This is a genomic window from Bradyrhizobium sp. YCK136 (assembly GCF_044570075.1).
Lineage (GTDB): Bacteria > Pseudomonadota > Alphaproteobacteria > Rhizobiales > Xanthobacteraceae > Bradyrhizobium > Bradyrhizobium diazoefficiens.
The window spans coordinates 1,037,501-1,052,396 of sequence record NZ_CP172424.1 but is presented as its reverse complement, the minus strand read 5'-3'; the positions used below and the strand labels follow the sequence as shown (position 1 = coordinate 1,052,396).

At 63.4% G+C, this 14,896-nt stretch carries 15 protein-coding genes, 1 tRNA gene and 3 pseudogenes (1 of these 19 only partly in view); 10 read left to right on the top strand and 9 right to left on the bottom strand.

Features of this window, described 5'->3' with window-relative positions; translation table 11 throughout:
* Positions 1–8 precede the first annotated feature (8 nt).
* Complete coding sequence (locus ACFLEY_RS05055) at positions 9–485, bottom strand: PaaI family thioesterase (protein WP_060910140.1); 477 nt, start codon at positions 483–485, stop codon at positions 9–11.
* A 3-nt stretch (positions 486–488) separates the two neighbouring features.
* Complete coding sequence (locus ACFLEY_RS05050) at positions 489–917, bottom strand: thioesterase family protein (protein WP_028173570.1); 429 nt, start codon at positions 915–917, stop codon at positions 489–491.
* A gap of 111 nt (positions 918–1,028) precedes the next feature.
* Between ACFLEY_RS05050 and ACFLEY_RS05045 the strand changes: the two genes are divergently transcribed.
* On the top strand, positions 1,029–1,577 hold the full coding sequence (locus ACFLEY_RS05045) for a TetR/AcrR family transcriptional regulator (protein ID WP_060910139.1): 549 nt from the start codon (positions 1,029–1,031) through the stop codon (positions 1,575–1,577).
* 147 nt (positions 1,578–1,724) lie between these two features.
* Here ACFLEY_RS05045 and ACFLEY_RS05040 read toward each other — a convergent pair whose 3' ends face one another.
* Positions 1,725–2,222 carry a hypothetical protein gene (locus ACFLEY_RS05040; protein ID WP_028173572.1) on the bottom strand — a complete coding sequence of 166 codons (498 nt, stop codon included), beginning with the start codon at positions 2,220–2,222 and terminating at the stop codon, positions 1,725–1,727.
* 201 nt (positions 2,223–2,423) lie between these two features.
* On the opposite strand from ACFLEY_RS05040, the gene ACFLEY_RS05035 reads away from it, so the two are divergent.
* Entirely contained in the window at positions 2,424–2,711 is a 288-nt protein-coding gene (locus ACFLEY_RS05035; RefSeq protein WP_028173573.1) for a PsiF family protein, read from the top strand.
* 93 nt (positions 2,712–2,804) lie between these two features.
* Entirely contained in the window at positions 2,805–3,890 is a 1,086-nt protein-coding gene (locus ACFLEY_RS05030; protein WP_060910138.1) for an AbrB family transcriptional regulator, read from the top strand.
* A 118-nt stretch (positions 3,891–4,008) separates the two neighbouring features.
* On the opposite strand, the gene ACFLEY_RS05025 is transcribed toward ACFLEY_RS05030, so the two are convergent.
* Positions 4,009–4,551: a disulfide bond formation protein B gene (locus tag ACFLEY_RS05025; RefSeq protein WP_011084158.1), complete on the bottom strand. Its 543-nt coding sequence runs from the start codon at positions 4,549–4,551 to the stop codon at positions 4,009–4,011.
* A gap of 156 nt (positions 4,552–4,707) precedes the next feature.
* Between ACFLEY_RS05025 and ACFLEY_RS05020 the strand changes: the two genes are divergently transcribed.
* From ACFLEY_RS05020 to ACFLEY_RS04995, 6 genes are all read left to right on the top strand, one after another.
* A tRNA-Leu gene (locus ACFLEY_RS05020) sits at positions 4,708–4,792 on the top strand.
* Between the two features lie 115 nt (positions 4,793–4,907).
* Positions 4,908–6,194, top strand: a complete 1,287-nt coding sequence (locus ACFLEY_RS05015; RefSeq protein WP_396604544.1) for a tyrosine-type recombinase/integrase — start codon at positions 4,908–4,910, stop codon at positions 6,192–6,194.
* A gap of 71 nt (positions 6,195–6,265) precedes the next feature.
* On the top strand, positions 6,266–6,940 hold the full coding sequence (locus ACFLEY_RS05010) for a hypothetical protein (RefSeq protein ID WP_129557471.1): 675 nt from the start codon (positions 6,266–6,268) through the stop codon (positions 6,938–6,940).
* A 150-nt stretch (positions 6,941–7,090) separates the two neighbouring features.
* Positions 7,091–7,288, top strand: coding sequence for a hypothetical protein (locus ACFLEY_RS05005; RefSeq protein ID WP_060910135.1), 198 nt, complete (start codon positions 7,091–7,093; stop codon positions 7,286–7,288).
* A 499-nt stretch (positions 7,289–7,787) separates the two neighbouring features.
* Positions 7,788–8,204 carry a single-stranded DNA-binding protein gene (locus ACFLEY_RS05000; protein WP_060910134.1) on the top strand — a complete coding sequence of 139 codons (417 nt, stop codon included), beginning with the start codon at positions 7,788–7,790 and terminating at the stop codon, positions 8,202–8,204.
* Positions 8,198–8,788, top strand: coding sequence for an AAA family ATPase (locus ACFLEY_RS04995; RefSeq protein ID WP_082755871.1), 591 nt, complete (start codon positions 8,198–8,200; stop codon positions 8,786–8,788). The genes ACFLEY_RS05000 and ACFLEY_RS04995 overlap by 7 nt, the downstream gene beginning before the upstream one ends.
* Here the strand turns inward: ACFLEY_RS04995 and tnpC are convergent.
* The 5 genes and pseudogenes from tnpC to ACFLEY_RS04970 form a co-directional block, all read right to left on the bottom strand.
* Positions 8,731–10,143, bottom strand: a pseudogene (gene tnpC / locus ACFLEY_RS04990) (IS66 family transposase); the annotation flags it as partial. The gene ACFLEY_RS04995 and the pseudogene tnpC overlap by 58 nt on opposite strands.
* 76 nt (positions 10,144–10,219) lie before the next feature.
* Positions 10,220–10,987: an IS21-like element IS1631 family helper ATPase IstB gene (gene istB, locus ACFLEY_RS04985; RefSeq protein ID WP_038952109.1), complete on the bottom strand. Its 768-nt coding sequence runs from the start codon at positions 10,985–10,987 to the stop codon at positions 10,220–10,222.
* A 4-nt stretch (positions 10,988–10,991) separates the two neighbouring features.
* Positions 10,992–12,749, bottom strand: coding sequence for an IS21-like element IS1631 family transposase (gene istA, locus ACFLEY_RS04980; protein WP_100214066.1), 1,758 nt, complete (start codon positions 12,747–12,749; stop codon positions 10,992–10,994).
* 108 nt (positions 12,750–12,857) lie between these two features.
* A pseudogene (locus ACFLEY_RS04975) lies at positions 12,858–13,310 on the bottom strand (SDR family NAD(P)-dependent oxidoreductase); the annotation flags it as partial.
* Between the two features lie 126 nt (positions 13,311–13,436).
* Complete coding sequence (locus tag ACFLEY_RS04970) at positions 13,437–14,027, bottom strand: hypothetical protein (protein ID WP_011084225.1); 591 nt, start codon at positions 14,025–14,027, stop codon at positions 13,437–13,439.
* Positions 14,028–14,374: 347 nt separating this feature from the next.
* Between ACFLEY_RS04970 and ACFLEY_RS04965 the strand changes: the two are divergent.
* A pseudogene (locus ACFLEY_RS04965) lies at positions 14,375–14,896 on the top strand (IS256 family transposase); its annotated part runs 245 nt beyond the window's last position; the annotation flags it as partial.

Below are 14,896 nucleotides of genomic sequence, written 5' to 3'. Positions count from 1 at the left end.
AATCGCCGCTATGCGCGGGACGCACGCACCTCGGGCGAAGCCGCAACGCGGGGCAGCATCGCCATCAGGGTGCCGGTCATGGTGGCAATCAGCGTGGTCTTGCCCTCGTGCTCGGCAAAGGCCCTGGCCTCGCAGAAGGTCAGCGTGCGGCCGGGCTTGACCACCTCGGCCCTGAAGACGAAGCGCGTGCCGCGGGCGGGTGCGAGCAGCGTGGTCTTGAACTCGACGGTGAGGATATCGGCCTTGTGCGGCATCAGGGTGAAGGCGGCAACGCCGCAGGCATTGTCGAGCCCGGCCGTGATGATGCCGGCATGGATAAATCCGTTCTGCTGCGTGAATTCAGGCGAATGCAGCATCGCCAGCTCGACCTCGCCCGGCCCAAGGAGGACGATCGTGATGCCGAGCGTGCGCATCGCCGGCTGGCCGTCGAACATGGCGATGGCCGCGGCGCGATAGCCCGGGTTTTTCGGCTCGAACGCGGTCATGGCTCAAGCCTCGGCCGGTTCGGCAAGATGCCTCAAAGCGGCGTCGCGGATGGCATCGGTGAACGGCGCGGACCTTCGCAGCTCACGGTCCATATGCACGCCCGTGATCTCGCAGAACGCAGCGATCTCGCCGGTCTCGGCGTTCGTCATGTCGTGCCGGAAGCGGATCGACTTGTCGCGAACCTCGAGCAGGTGGCTGCGGATCTCGACGATGTCGCCGGCCAGCAGCTCACGCTTGTAGGTGATGTTCTGCTGCACGGCGGCCATGCCGCGACCCGAGCTGCGCAAGTAGCTCGGCGTCAGCCCAAGGCGGGCGAACAGATTCCAGTTGGCCTCGTCGAATTTGCCGACATACCACATGATGTTCATGTGGCCGACATGATCGCATTGCCACGGATAGACCGTGCCGCGATAGGTTGCCTCCTGCTCCATCGCAATTTCTCCCTGCGCTTTTCTGCCCCTTGATTGTTGATACGGTAGCGTATCAGGGCCTCGCCGCGTTAGCAATACGGTACCGTATCAAGAACCGGATGGGCTTTCTTCATGAGCGACGGAAAGGGCGATGTCTGGGTCGAGGCGGGATTTACCGAGCTCGCCCGCTCGGGGGTCGCGGGGGTGCGGGTCGAGGTGCTCGCCAAGAACCTCGGCGTCACCAAGGGCGGCTTCTACCGCCGCTTCGCCGACCGCGCCGCGTTGCTCGCGGCCATGCTGGAGCGCTGGCGCGAGGGGCGCACGGCGGCGATCGCGCAGCAGACGAGCCTCGACGGGCAGGCGCCCCGCGAACGGCTGAAGGCGGTGATCCAGCTCTACTCCGAGCGGCTCAACCCGGAAGGCATGGCGATCGAGCTGGCGATCCGGCAATGGGCCCGTTCGGACGAGAACGCCGCGGCGGCGGTGGCGAGCGTGGATGCGGCGCGGCTCAAGCACGTCGCCGAGCTCTATCGCGCGACCGGCCTCGAGGCCGAGGAGGCCGAGGCGCAGGCCTTCCTGTTCTACTGCTTCATCTTCGGCCAGAGCCTGCTGTTCGTCGAGCGCGGCCCGCGCAAGCGATCGCAGCTCGTGGCGAAATCGGCCGAGAAGCTGCTGATCTAAAGCGCGATGCGATCAGGACGAATCGCCATCGCGCTTTAGACCATTGTTTGAGCATGATCTTTCCGGAAAACCGCTGTGTAGTTTTCCGGATCATGCCTCAGCCGAAATGGCCGGAGCCTCGCTCCGGCCATCGCGTCAAGTCGAAGCTCAGGCGGCGCCCTTCAGCTTCTTGTTGCATTCGCTGTAATAGCCGCCGCCCTTCTCGATCCACTTCATGCCGCCATTGCCGTTGGTGGTCTTGTTGGCATTGTACTGGTCGACGCAGGTGTGCAGGCGGGCCTTGCCGGCAGTTTCCTTGGCGTATTTCGGATCGATCGCGTTCGGATAGATCGCGGGACCGGCAGGCAGGCTCGGCGCCGGAGCCGCAGCGGGGGCAGCCTCCTTCTTCGCCTGTTTCGGCTCTGCAGGAGCGGCGGGCGCAGCCGGAGCAGCCGCGGTCGGCGCAGCGGCAGGCGTCGCGTCCGCGCCGCACTGGGCCTTGCGGAAGTCATTCCACTTCATGGTGCCGAGCGAGCCGTCCTTCTTGGCCGCCTGATATTTCGCGCTGCACTCCTGCGAGGTCAGCGCCTGTGCCGGCGCGGCGGCCACCAATGCCGCGACACCCGACGCCACGATCGCACACAACAATTTTGTCTGAATGGTCATCCCTAGGTCTCCTCCTTGGTCTTCCCCGACGGAAGTTAAACGAGGATTGCTATCCTAGCGTGCCGGTCGCTTGCGACAAGGATGCGATGGCTTTCGCCGCCAAAATATAGTGATCCCGTCACTCGGCTCATTCATGTCGCGTTCAGCAACGCGAGCCGACGTTCCAGCCCTTCGCCATTTTCCCAAGAAGAGTGCAACACCATGACCCTCGCCTCTCGCCTCGCCGCCGTCGCCCTCGCCTCCCTGCTCGCCACCGGCACCGCCTTTGCGCAGACCGCCGCGCCGGCCGCCAAGACCGACACCAAGACCACAACCGCCGCGCCCACGGACAAGAAGGCACCAAAGGAGCACTCGGCCGAGTCGCTCGAATGCTCCAAGCAGGCGGATGCCAAGGGGCTGCATGGCAAGGAGCGCAAGAAATTCCGCTCCGAATGCATCAAGACCGCCAAGGCCGGCTCGGCCGCGCCGGCTGCCGCGGACAAAAAGTAAATCAGTCACCCCCCGGCTTCGGCGAGACGCGTGCGCATTGCGGCATGACCTAGCCGCAATTGTGCGCTTCTCGCCGATTTGCGATAAGGTGGCGTGAAGCAAATCACCGCCTCCCTGCCGTTCGAATGGCCGAGCCGTGCCAAGATATTGAGCACGGTGGAGACACTCGTCATCGGCACGGCCGGCGGCCTCGTGTTTCTCGTCGCCAATCTCCCCGGCGGGCTGATCTCGGGCTCGATGATCGCGGTCGGTATCGCCGCGATCGCCGGCCGCCAGCTGACCCTGCCGCCGATCCTGACCCAGACCGTGCTGGTGCTGCTCGGCATCTCGCTGGGTTCGGTCGTCTCGCGCCACCTGATCCAGCAGGTCAGCGCCTATCCCCTCACCATCGGCCTGCTTGCACTTGCAACCTTCTGCTCCACCTTCGGCTCGAGCTATTACCTCCAGCGCGTCCATGGCTGGGATCGCACCTCGGCCTTCCTCGCCGGCAGCCCCGGCGCGCTGTCGCAGATCACGATTTTGGCGGTCGAGCGCGGCGCCGACCTGCCGGGCATCGCGGTGGTGCAGACCATGCGCGTCATCATCCTCACTGCGGCGCTGCCGATGGTGCTGGCGTTCGCGGGCGTGGCGCCTTCCGCTGCGCCGTCCCTGACGACGGCCATTGCCTCGCCGCTCGATCTCGTGGAGCTGGTCGCGGCCTCGCTGGCTGCGGCGCTCATCCTGCGGCTGGTCAGGTTTCCGGCGAGCTGGATGTTCGGCGCGATGATCGCCTCCAGCGTGCTGCATGGCGCCGGCTGGGTCGAGGGCGGCCTGCCGAACTGGGTGCGCGGCGTGGCGCTGATCGGCATCGGCGCCCTGATCGGCAGCCGTTTCGCGCGGATGCGAATCAAGACCCTCGCCGGCCACATCAACGCGGCTATGGGATCATTTGCCGTGGCAATCGCCGTCTCGGCGATCTTCGTCGGCATCGTCGCCCTCACCACGCAGGTGAAGTTCTCGGACGTCGTCGTCGCCTTCGCGCCGGGCGCGATGGACGCCATGCTGGCCTTGGCCCTGACGCTGCACATCGACCCGATCTTCGTCGGCGCCCATCACCTGTCGCGCTTCGTGTTCGTGACGATCGCGACGCCCGGCATCGTGCACCTGTTCGGGCGCACGCAGGACGACGTGGACGATTGAGCGGACGCAGCTCGCGTAGGGTGGGCAAAGCGCTGCGTGCCCACCAACAACTGGCGTGAATGTTGATGAATGGTGGGCACGGCGCGTAAGGAGCGCGCCTTTGCCCACCCTACGGCAGCTACGTACGCTTCGCCGTCGCTGCAAATCCCCAGGCGGCGATGGCGGCCATCAGCAGCGAGATCAGCACGTTGTAGCCGGCGAGCGAAAGGCCGAGGAAGCGCCACTGCACCTCGTCGCAGCGCACCACCTTCACGGTGTCGAGCCGCGAGAGCAGATCATTGGCACTGCCGAGATTGACGACCGGGCCGGAGCAGTCGGTCGGCCCCTTCCAAAACCCCCATTCGACGCCGGAATGGTAAGTGCCGAGCCCGGCATTGGCGAGCGTCGCCAGCGCGAGGATCGCAAGCCCCGCGAGCAGCAGCGGTCGCGGCGCGCCGCTCCTCGCCGCAAGCGCGGTCAGCGCGCCGAGCGGGATCGCGAGATAATAGGCGTAGCGCTGCTCCAGGCAGAGCGGACAAGGCACAATCCCCAGCACGAGCTGGAAGAACCAGGCGCCCGCGATCGTGGCTGCCGCAATCAGCGTGACGAGCAGCGAGGCGATCAGGGCGGGGCTCGTGGCCGCCGGCTTGAATGCAGGTATTGCGGCACTCTGGGTCGTCACGGCAGCCTCTTCCGGTCGGTCGCTTTCCTTAGCCTCTAACCCCGGCCCAAGCGGCTGTCGAGAACAGCCGGGATCACTTTGGCGCGGGTTGACCCCGCTTTGTCCATGGCTATAGTCCGCCGGCTTCGCGACGCCCGCTTTGGGGGCCGACCGAGGGCCCCTGTGGCGGAACTGGTAGACGCGCTCGACTCAAAATCGAGTTCCGCAAGGAGTGCTGGTTCGATTCCGGCCAGGGGCACCAGAGCCTTCCTCCGCCACCCTCCGCCATCACCCGTTTTGAGCCAATTTTTCCATGAAAATTGGCATTTTGCGCTTCGCCTTCATTCGCCCACCCCCGCTGACATCCGGAACTTTTGTTGGTATCATTGTTGGTAGATCGAGACCGTGTTGGTATCGCGCCTTTGGGGGGAATTGCACCCATGCCGGGCAAGTCTGAGACCTTTTTCCGCAATCTGAGGGCCGCCGAGAAGGACTTCAAAAGTTCGGATTCGGGCGGGCTCCACATGCTCGTCACCAAGGGCGCCTCGAAGCTCTGGCGCCTAAGCTATCGCTTCGATGGCAAACAGAAGCTGCTCGCGATCGGCCAATATCCGGTGATCACCCTCGCCGACGCGCGCACGAAGCGCGACGCGGCGAAGAAGCTCCTCGCCGAGGGCATCGATCCATCGGAGGCTCGAAAGGCGGAGCGCCGCGCGGCTTCGATCGCACGCAGCAACACCTTCAAGGCCGTTGCTGACGAACTGATGGAAAAGTTCCGAGCTGAAGGTAACGCCGAGGCCACGCTGAAGAAAAAGCAATGGCTTTTGGACTTCGCAATCGCCGAGTTGGGCAAGCGGCCGATCGCCGAGATCGGCGCGCCCGAGGTTCTGGACGTGCTTCGCAAAATCGAGCGCCGTGGCAAACACGAAACCGCGACCAGGGCGCGCGGCACAATCGGCGCTGTCTTCCGTTTCGGTATCGCGACCAGCCGATGCGAGCGCGATCCCTCGCTCGATCTCCGCGGCGCGCTCGTCACCCCGACGGTCACGCACCGCGCCACCATTGTCGAGCCAGCCGCCGTCGGCGCGCTGTTGCGCGCGATTGACGGCTTCGAGGGCCAACCTGTTACGCGGCTCGCACTGCAGCTTGCGCCACTCGTGTTTGTCAGACCCGGTGAGCTGCGCAAGGCGGAATGGACCGAATTCAACACCGGTGCTGCCGAGTGGCGGATACCTGCCGCAAAGATGAAGATGCGCAGGCCCCATCGCGTCCCGCTTGCCCCTCAGGCCTTGGCAATCCTCGAGGAGCTGCGCGATATCAGCGGCGGGTCGCGATACCTCTTTCCGTCGGTCCGATCTTGGCACCGTCCGATCTCCGAAAACACGTTGAACGCAGCATTGCGCCGGCTCGGATACGACAAGACCGAGATCACAGTGCACGGTCTTCGATCGACCGCGTCTTCGCTTCTCAACGAAAGCGGTAAGTGGAGCGCCGATGCGATCGAGCGGCAACTTGCTCACCAGGATCAGGATGAAGTGCGCGCAGCTTACGTGCATGCCGCGGAATTCTGGCCCGAGCGCGTTCGAATGATGAAGTGGTGGGCCAATTATCTCGACGAACTGCGCGAGCGCGGGCGGGTCGTTGCGATCAAGGCAGCGAGTTAGATTTTTAGTGCTTCGCCCCGGCGCTGGCACGCCGAGGCGAAGCCAACCACGCCGCACGTTGGAGGTGCGAGGTGACTGTTTTCGATCCGGACAAGATACAATCACAGGAGCAGGTTAGCCAAGTCACAGCACGTCTCGTCGACGAAGCGATCCCTTTGCCGCTTGACGATTTCATCAGGGATCTGGCTAACAACTCGAAGCGGCGACTGTCGTTGCGTGAATTTGCAGGCCGCGAACTGACGTTTGCCCGCACTGCTGTGCGACGCTCATTTTTCGGCGCATGCTTGATGGTCGGAGCTCGCCGGTTTAGCGAGGCAACCACTGATCAGCTCAGCGCTCTAGCTGTGCTCTTGAGAGGTGTAGCGCCGAAGCTTGAGAAGGCCATCAGTCTCATTGGCCGCATGGGCGAAAACCAAAATGAATACCAGGATCTCGACTTCCGACCTTTTGGCGACCTCCAAGATTCGATTCTCCGAGTGCAAATGGCAATCCGAAAGGTTGAACCTCTTTCGCGCCAGCTCAGCGTCAACCGCAGCCAAAACGCTGGCAACGTGTGGCGTATCAGTTTTGTTGGTGGCCTCTTCCAGCCTTGGCGAGAGCTGACTGGCGGTAGTCCCCAACCTAATGGGCCATTCGTTGAATTCGTTGAGTCGGCTTGGCGCAGCCTGTCATCCGAGCAGCCTGACGTGCCATTCGAGCGCGCAATCAAAACGGCAAAAAAGGCATGGCAAGATAGTGGGCCCTAGGAAAGCGACCCGCCCCGCCGGAGGCAACATTGACGAACCCCCTCGCATTTTTGTGCCGGGTCCGTCCTTTTAGCCGCGCAGATTCTTCGTCAACGTTCGTGGTGCAACTGCGGATGCAATCGAACGAAACAGGAGGCTTCAGTGGATAGCATGCGATCGCAGATCGAGGAGAAGCTGCGGAAGGAGTTTGAAGATCGGTTGGACAGCCTAGTCGAGGAACGGCTGGACGCAACGCGCGATGAGCACGAAGAGGAACTGGCCGAGAAGTTCGCGCAGCAGCTCCGTGACGAGTTTGAGATGGGTCTCAGCGAGGCGGTCGAGCTGGCGCTCGATGATATGGAGCTGTGAGGCCAATACGATGAAAAAGCTGACTTTTGCCGAATTTTGCGCGGCCTTCGATTTGGGCCCGTTCGTGCCGTTGCGCCAAGCGTGCAAGGTGGAAGGCGTAGGAATGACGAAGCTTTACGAAAAAACTGGTCCAAAACGGCAGGCTGCACATCTACAAAAACGGCAAGCGGTCAAGCCTCTCGGCGCAGGCGCTTTACGATCGCTATGTACAGCGCCTGGAAACTCCAGAAGGCTCGCAGGCCGCATGAACGGCCGGAACGGCCCAGGGCGCGCACCCAGGGCCACTCTGGCGCTAAACGGCTTCTGCGGGCCGTCGGAGCAATTTAGAGGCGCGCAGCGCTCGGCTCAAGCTCACCTGACTCACTTCGGCGTTCAACCTGAGGTGCCGAGCCGTATCCGCGCCGCGCTCCCTGGCGAGCTTCCGCGCATCATGCGTCGACAAGTCGTCACGTGCGAACCTGTGGGGCCGCGGCGTTCTATTCGCAAGAGGAGGCGCCGTATGACCGTGCACGTCCTGGTCACCGGCACGCTTTTCCGCGCGGCAGAAGCCCGGAAGGCGACGTCCGGACGGAGATACGTCAAGGCGACGCTTCGAGCCCCAGCGACTGACAACAGCAGCGCCGATTTTTGGGACCTTATCACATTCAGCGAAACGGCCGGCGCCGAGCTGTCGCGGCTTGGCGACGGCGAACGCATCGCGGTCCAAGGCGGCTTGAAGCTCGAGCTGTACGAGCGCGAAGGAAAGTCGGCTCGGATCCAGCGCACGGTTTTCGTCGACAATGTCCTGGCGCTCCGCGCGCCGGCCAAGCCGAAGAAGCCGAAAGCTGCACCGCCAGGTCAGGCGACGGCGCCTGACCGGATCAACATTATGCCCCCGCAAAGCAGCCCGGCATTCGACGATGACATTCCATTCTGACATCGATAGCGACGAACAATGGGCGCAGGCACCTGCGGCCGCGAACGGCCCGAGAGCATCGAAAGACGCCTCTGCCTGCACCGGTCGGACCTTGGTGGCGTGATGCTGCCGGCATTCCGCCGCGGCAGACGCTCTTTGGCGGGCATTACATCCGGCGGTCGATGGGTGCGACGATCGGAGGCGGCGGTCGGGCAAAGACAACCCTGGCCATCTTCGAGGCGGTCAGCATGGCCGCGGGCAAAGACCTTTCGACCGGCGAGGCGCTCGCCTCTGGACGCCTTAGGGTCTGGGTTCTTAACGGCGAGGAAGACCAGGACGAACTCGACAGGCGCATAGCTGCGGTTTGCCAACATTATGGCGTGACGGCGCACGATCTGGCCGGCGGTCTGTTCGTTCAGTCGGTCCGCGACAATCGTAAGCGACGTTCGCGTCCCATTCGCAAAGGTTTGGCGTGGGGATTGCAGTCTGTTGATCAACGTGTTTGCAAATCGTTGGCGGGGGGTATGGAGGCGGCAACGACGGAGAATTACGAGGTGCGGCCGAACGACCAGGGCAGGAGCTCGTCGATCCGGGACTGCGGGTGACCGGTTGCGATCGCTTTGAGCGTCGCTTTCATCCAGACGTAGGGCTCCACGCTGTTGATTTTGCAGGTGGCGATGAGCGAAGCTATGCGCGCCCATGAACGACCACCTTCGTCGTGACCAGCAAATAAACTATTTTTACGCGTCAGAGTCAGCGGCCTGATTTGATTTTCGACGGGATTGGTGTCCATCTCAACGCAACCATCGTCGAGAAACAAGGTGAGGCCATCCCAATGGTTCAGGAGATAGGCGATCGCCTTGCCCATCTCGCTGCCCGGCGACAGGCGAGCGGCTTGCTCGCGCAGAAACCTCTCGAGTTCAGCGACGAGCGGCCGTGATCGCTCGTTACGGGTCGTTTGCCGAGCCGGGGCGTCGGCGCCACGGATCTCCTTCTCGATCGCATAGAGTGCGGCGATGCGCGCGAGAACGGCTTCGGCGATGGGTGAGCCGGCTTTCGGAGTCGCTGCGATGATCTTGCGCCTTGAGTGGGACCAACATGCGGCCAGCCGCAGCGGCACGCCGCCTTTGCGCTTGGGCCGTGCGAGCCGATGATAGCCCTGGTATCCGTCGACCTGAAGGATGCCGTCGAAGCCCTCGAGGATGCGCTCAGCATGGTCACCACCGCGTCCTGGCGCGTAGTGGTAGACCACGATTGGTGGATCAGCGCCGCCGTGGCCGCGATCGTCGCGCAGGACAGCCCACAGATAGCCGGTCTTCGTTCGGCCCCGGCCCGGATCGAGCACAGGCGCCCTGGTCTCGTCTATGAACAAGCGGCCCGATTGCTTCATCACGACGCTCATGCGCTCGACCAGCGGCGCGAGGTGGAAGGCGACCGTTCCCATCCAGTCTGCCAGAACGGCGCGATCGATGAAGATGCCATGCCGAGCCAGAACCTGCGACTGACGATAGAGTGGCATGTGCTCGCTGAACTTGGCGACCGCCACCTGCGCCAGCAGCGCCTCGGTGGGGATGCCACCCTCCACGAGATGGGCGGGCGCCGGCGCCTGAGCAACACCGGTGCAGCCCTTTGCGCAGGCGTAGCGCGGTCGCACCGTCTCGATCACACGATACTGGGCGGCCATGACATCGAGACGGCGGGAGCGATCCTCGCCGATCTGGACCATCCGGCCGCAGCCGCAGGGACACTCGAGGTTCTCGGGTTCGATCACCTGCTCGATGCGCGGCAGGTGCGCGGGAAAGGCACGGGCAGCGCGCCTGGTCCGGCGGCTGGACGGCGCCGTGCCGGCGCGGCGCGCACGATCGTCCTGGCGTTCCTGGACTTCGGCGATGGCAATCTCGATGTCCTCGAGAACCAGTTGCATCTGATCGGGATTGAACTTTTCCGAGCGTTTACCGAAACCCCGCGGGTCACTTCAAATTCCTCCGGGTGTGGTCAGTCAAATTCCTCCACCCGCGAGGCAGGACAAGGGACTGTTAGTTTGAGTTTGTTTCCCGGGCAAGAGCTTCAGCGGCTTCTTTGAGCCGATAGCTGCGTCCGTCGAACTCAAGCAGATGGCAATGATGCATAAGGCGATCGAGGATCGTCGTGCTCATAGTGTTGTCCCCAAGGTATGCCCCCCAATCCTGCACGACGCGATTGGAGGTGACGATGACGCTGCGGCGCAGTTTGTAACGCTGATGGATCAGGGTCTGCAGCAAAGTGCCGGCGTCGTCGGGGATGGCGCGTGCGAGGAATAGATCGTCCAGCACGAGGAGATCGCAGTCGATGATGGTTCGCAGCCGGACCTCGCGTTGTGCCGGAGAGTTCAGGGCGTAGCGGTGAAAGAAGTCGTCGGTCTCAAGATACTGGACCTTGTGGCTTTGCAGGATCGCCTGATAGGCAATCGCCTTGGCGATGTGCGACTTCCCGGTGCCAGGTTTGCCAACAAGCAGAGCGTTCTCGCCAGCGGCAATGAACGCCAGGGTGTGGAGCTGGAAGCAGGTCTGACGTGGCAGTTTGGGATTGAAGGACCAGTCGAACTCGGCGAGCGTCAGCTTTTCGTCGAGCCCGGATTGCTGGTATCGCCGCTCGATAAGACGGGACTGACGACGGTCCAGTTCATCCTGCAGGATAAGGGAGAAGGTCTCGAGGAAGGGCTGGTTGGCGCCCTGCGCCTGGAGCACGCGCGTCTGCAGCGTGTCGCGGACACCCGACAGGCGCAGCTGTCGTAGGCAACGCTCAATTTCCGGCATGGTCATCATGTGGCTAGGTCTCCAGTTTAAGGTGAGAAGGTGCAGCGGGAGCGCTCGTGGCGCCGGAGTTGGCCGGGGTTGCGCAGGCGACACGAGCGCGGATTGCCGTGGCGTGATCGTCGTGAGCCTCGGCCTGCCGACCATTGTCGTCGGCGTCGCGCCGCACAGCGCGGCTGAAGAGGTCGCCGTATTCCGCGGGGGTACGGATCAGCGGATGATCCTGGGTGAGCGGCGATGCCGGCTGTGGCGTCACTCCAACCTGCTCGATCGCCTGTTCGAACAACCGCTCGACGGTCGCACGCACGTGCTTGTAGCGGTAGATGCGGTTGTCGATGGCGTGCGCGCAGGCCTGCTCGACCAGCCGCGCCGGATACTTCCGGCCCAGCCCGACAATGCCCCACATCGCGCGCTGTCCGGGGCGCCCTTCGGTGTCGAACACCTGCTGGCACAAGGCCCTGGTCTGCGGTCCGATGCGCTCGGCGCTCGCCAGCAGCACGGCGGTTTGCCGCGACGGGTTGAACGGCCGTTCGCTGGTCGGCAGGACGACAGAACCGGGGTGCGCCATCCGGGAATGAACACGCAGCAGCGCACGGGTGTGGCGATCACGGATCTCGATCGTGGTGGTGTAGATGCGCACGACGACCTGGCTGCCGATCGGCGCGGGCCGCGCGGCGTAATAGCTGTTGTCGACGCGTACGGTGGTGTCGTCGCAGACAGTCCGGACGACTTCGGTGAAGATGCGGAAGGGAGCGACAGGCAGCGGCCGCAGGTGCGGCTTCTCTTCCTGGAACATCGCCTCGACCTGACGGCGCGTGCTGCCGTGGATGCGTTTGGAAGCCCAGTTCTCCTCCCAGTGCCTCAAGAACTCGTTTTGCGCCTCCAGCGTCTCGAAGCGCCGTCCGGCCAGCGCAGTGCCCTGGGTATGTTGAATCGCATTCTCGACGCATCCTTTCCGATTTGGATCGGCCACGCGCGCGGGATCGGCGACCACGGCGTAATGAGCCAGCATCGCGCTGTAAATCGGGTTGAGCTGGGGCTCGTACAAATCCGGCTTGAGGACGCCTTCCTTCAGGTTGTCGAGCACGACATAGCTGGGGACCCCGCCAAAATACCGGAACGCCTCTTCGTGGAGCTGCGCCCAGACTTGTTGGCTGGACTTCCAGACTACCCGCCGGAAGCTGCGCCGCGAGTAGCGTAGCGTCATCACGAACAGGCGGGGACGACGGTACCGCCCGCTCTTCGGATCAACCGTCGGCGCGCCCTCGCCATAGTCGACCTGAGCTTCCTCGCCGGGGAGGAACTCAAGACGATCAAACTGCTCAGGATCAGCGTGCCGCAACCGGCGCACAAACCGCTTGACACTCTGGTAGCTGGACGGAAAGCCAAATTGATCAACCAGGTCCTGGTAAATCGCCTGCGCGTTCCGCTTCAGCCGGACCTGTTCTTCGATCCACGTCCGATGCGCTTCGCAAGCCGAACGGGCCAAGCTGCTGGTGACCGTCGCTTCCGATGTCCCAAAAGCCGGTGGTCGGGGTGGAGGAATTTGGCCGTCCGCGCTCACCGAGCCGGTGGTCACTTCCCCGGGGGAATTTGCCTCCGCACCGGCCCGCAGCGCCTGATAACGCCGGATCGTCTTGCGATCGACACCCGTCAGCCGGTGAATCTCGCGCTGGCTGGTGTTGCGATCAAGTAATGTAAGTACGGTGCTTTGCAGATGTCGCTTCAAGACGTTCAACTCCCCGGCCCCTTGCTGGCTAAAGGGGTCGAACATAAACGTCCTGCCTGACCGGCTACTGCTGTTCAGCGGCGCTGACGGCGATCATCAGGTGGGGGAGTTTCAAGTGACCATACCCGGGGGATTTTGACCGACCCACGGGGGCAGGCCGCCGATCGAGGAGATGATGATCACCGAGCCGTTGCCCCGCTCGGCCATCTGCGGGATCGCAAGCGCGGAGAGCCAGATGTTGCTCCTCACGTTCGAGCCCATGATCTTGTCGAAGGCCTCGTCGGTGATGTCGAGCAACGGGCCGTAATACGGGTTCACCGCGGCGTTGCAGACGAGGATGTCGATCTTGCCGTAATGCGTGGTTGCGCCCGCGATCAGCGCCTCGACCTCGGCCTTGCGCGCGATGTTGCAGGGGATGACGATGGCGTCACCGCCGGCCGCGTTGATGCCGTCGGCGACCTCCTTGCAGGCATCAGCCTTGCGCGAGGAGACCACGACCTTGGCCCCTAACCTGGCCAGCAGCTCTGCCGAGGAACGGCCGATGCCGCGGCTCGAGCCGGTGACGATTGCGACCTTTCCGGTGAGATCGAACGGGGTGTTTTTCATTGTGCCTCCCAGCCTCCGCCTGTTCATTCACATCGCCCGGCCGGGGCCGGGCGATGTGACAGCGGTGAGTGTGGCCGGCCTCGCGCGATCCGTCGAGGGGCGGATGTGCCGCTGACGTCTGGCGACTCAGTTCTGGTCGTCGCCGAGCGCTGCGACCAGCTTGTCGTAATATTTGCCGACCAGATCGATGTTGCCCTTGTTCTCGATCGCCGGCGCCGGCGTCTTCAGCGCCTCGTTGAGCTCGTCGAGGGCTTCCTTCTTGTCCTTGGCCGGCATCTTCTTGTCGGCCTGGATCTGCGCGATCTGCGCCTTGATCACGGCTTCGGTGCCGACATATTTCTTGGTCGCGGGATCGAAGCCTCCGAGCACCAGGCTGATATTGTCGACGACGTTGTTGTAATCGTCGTAGCCGGCGAAGCCGTTCTTCTTGGCGACGCCGTCGAGCTGCGCGATCACCTTCTGATCGGGCGCGGTGTTTTCGGGAAGCTTTTCCGTGATCGCATCCATGTCCTTCTGCGCGGCGAGCACGCCGTCGAGTTGCTTGTCGGTCAGCGCGACCTGCTTGAGGCTCGGTGCCTGCGCTGGCGCGGCCTGCGGGGCCGGCGCGGTCTGCTGCTTGGCTTGCGCGAACGCGGTGCCGGAGGAGGCAAGCGATGCTGCGGACAGAAGGCACGCGACGCCGAGCGCGGTGAGGGCGGGACGAAGCAATGCTGGCATAAGAGTCTCCTCCTGAAGGGGGCTGGCGGGTTTTGGCGCTGGAAAGCTAGGGAACCTGAAATGAACTACGCATGAACTCCGCGTGGTTCTGCTAGCGGGAGATCATGGCTGAATGATCACAACCCGGTAGAGGCGGCGGCGATCACCAAACATTGTCCTGCGTGCAATTCGTCTGTTGTCCGGCGGATAGCGTCTCGCCGATGCTCGAACGCATCGACAAGCACAGAGACGAAGATGCCGGCCTATCGGGGATCCTGCCATTGCGGCGCGGTGACGTTCAGCCTCGTGTCAGAAATCACGGAGCCCTGCGACTGCTCGCTGTGCCGGCGGAAGCACGCGCTGATGGCGAAGGTGCACGAGAGTGCGCTCACACGCGGGCGGGCAGCTACGAGCGAACGCTGCAGACCAAGGCGGGCGACGTCAATCTGAAGGTTCCGAAGCTACGGCGGCAAACCTTCGAGACGGCGATTATCGAGCGCTACCGGAGGCGGGAGAGCTCGGTCGAGGAGGCGCTGATCGAGATGTATCTGGCCGGGATTTCGGTTCGGCGGGTCGAAGACATTACGGAGGCGCTGTGGGGCACCCGGGGTCAGCCCGAGCACAGTGTCGAACCTGAACAAGAAGATCTATACCAAGATCGAGGCGTGGCGGAATCGCAGGATCGAAGGCGAGCATCCGTATCTCTACCTCGACGGCATCGTGATGAAGCGCAGCTGGGCTGGTGAGGTTCGCAACGTCTCGCTGCTGGTGGCCTCGGCGGTCAATGCCGAGGGGTTCCGGGAGATCCTCGGCATCTGTGAGGGCGCCAAGGAGGACAAATCCGGCTGGTCCTCGTTTCTGCGGCATCTCGTCGATCGCGGTCTCAGGGG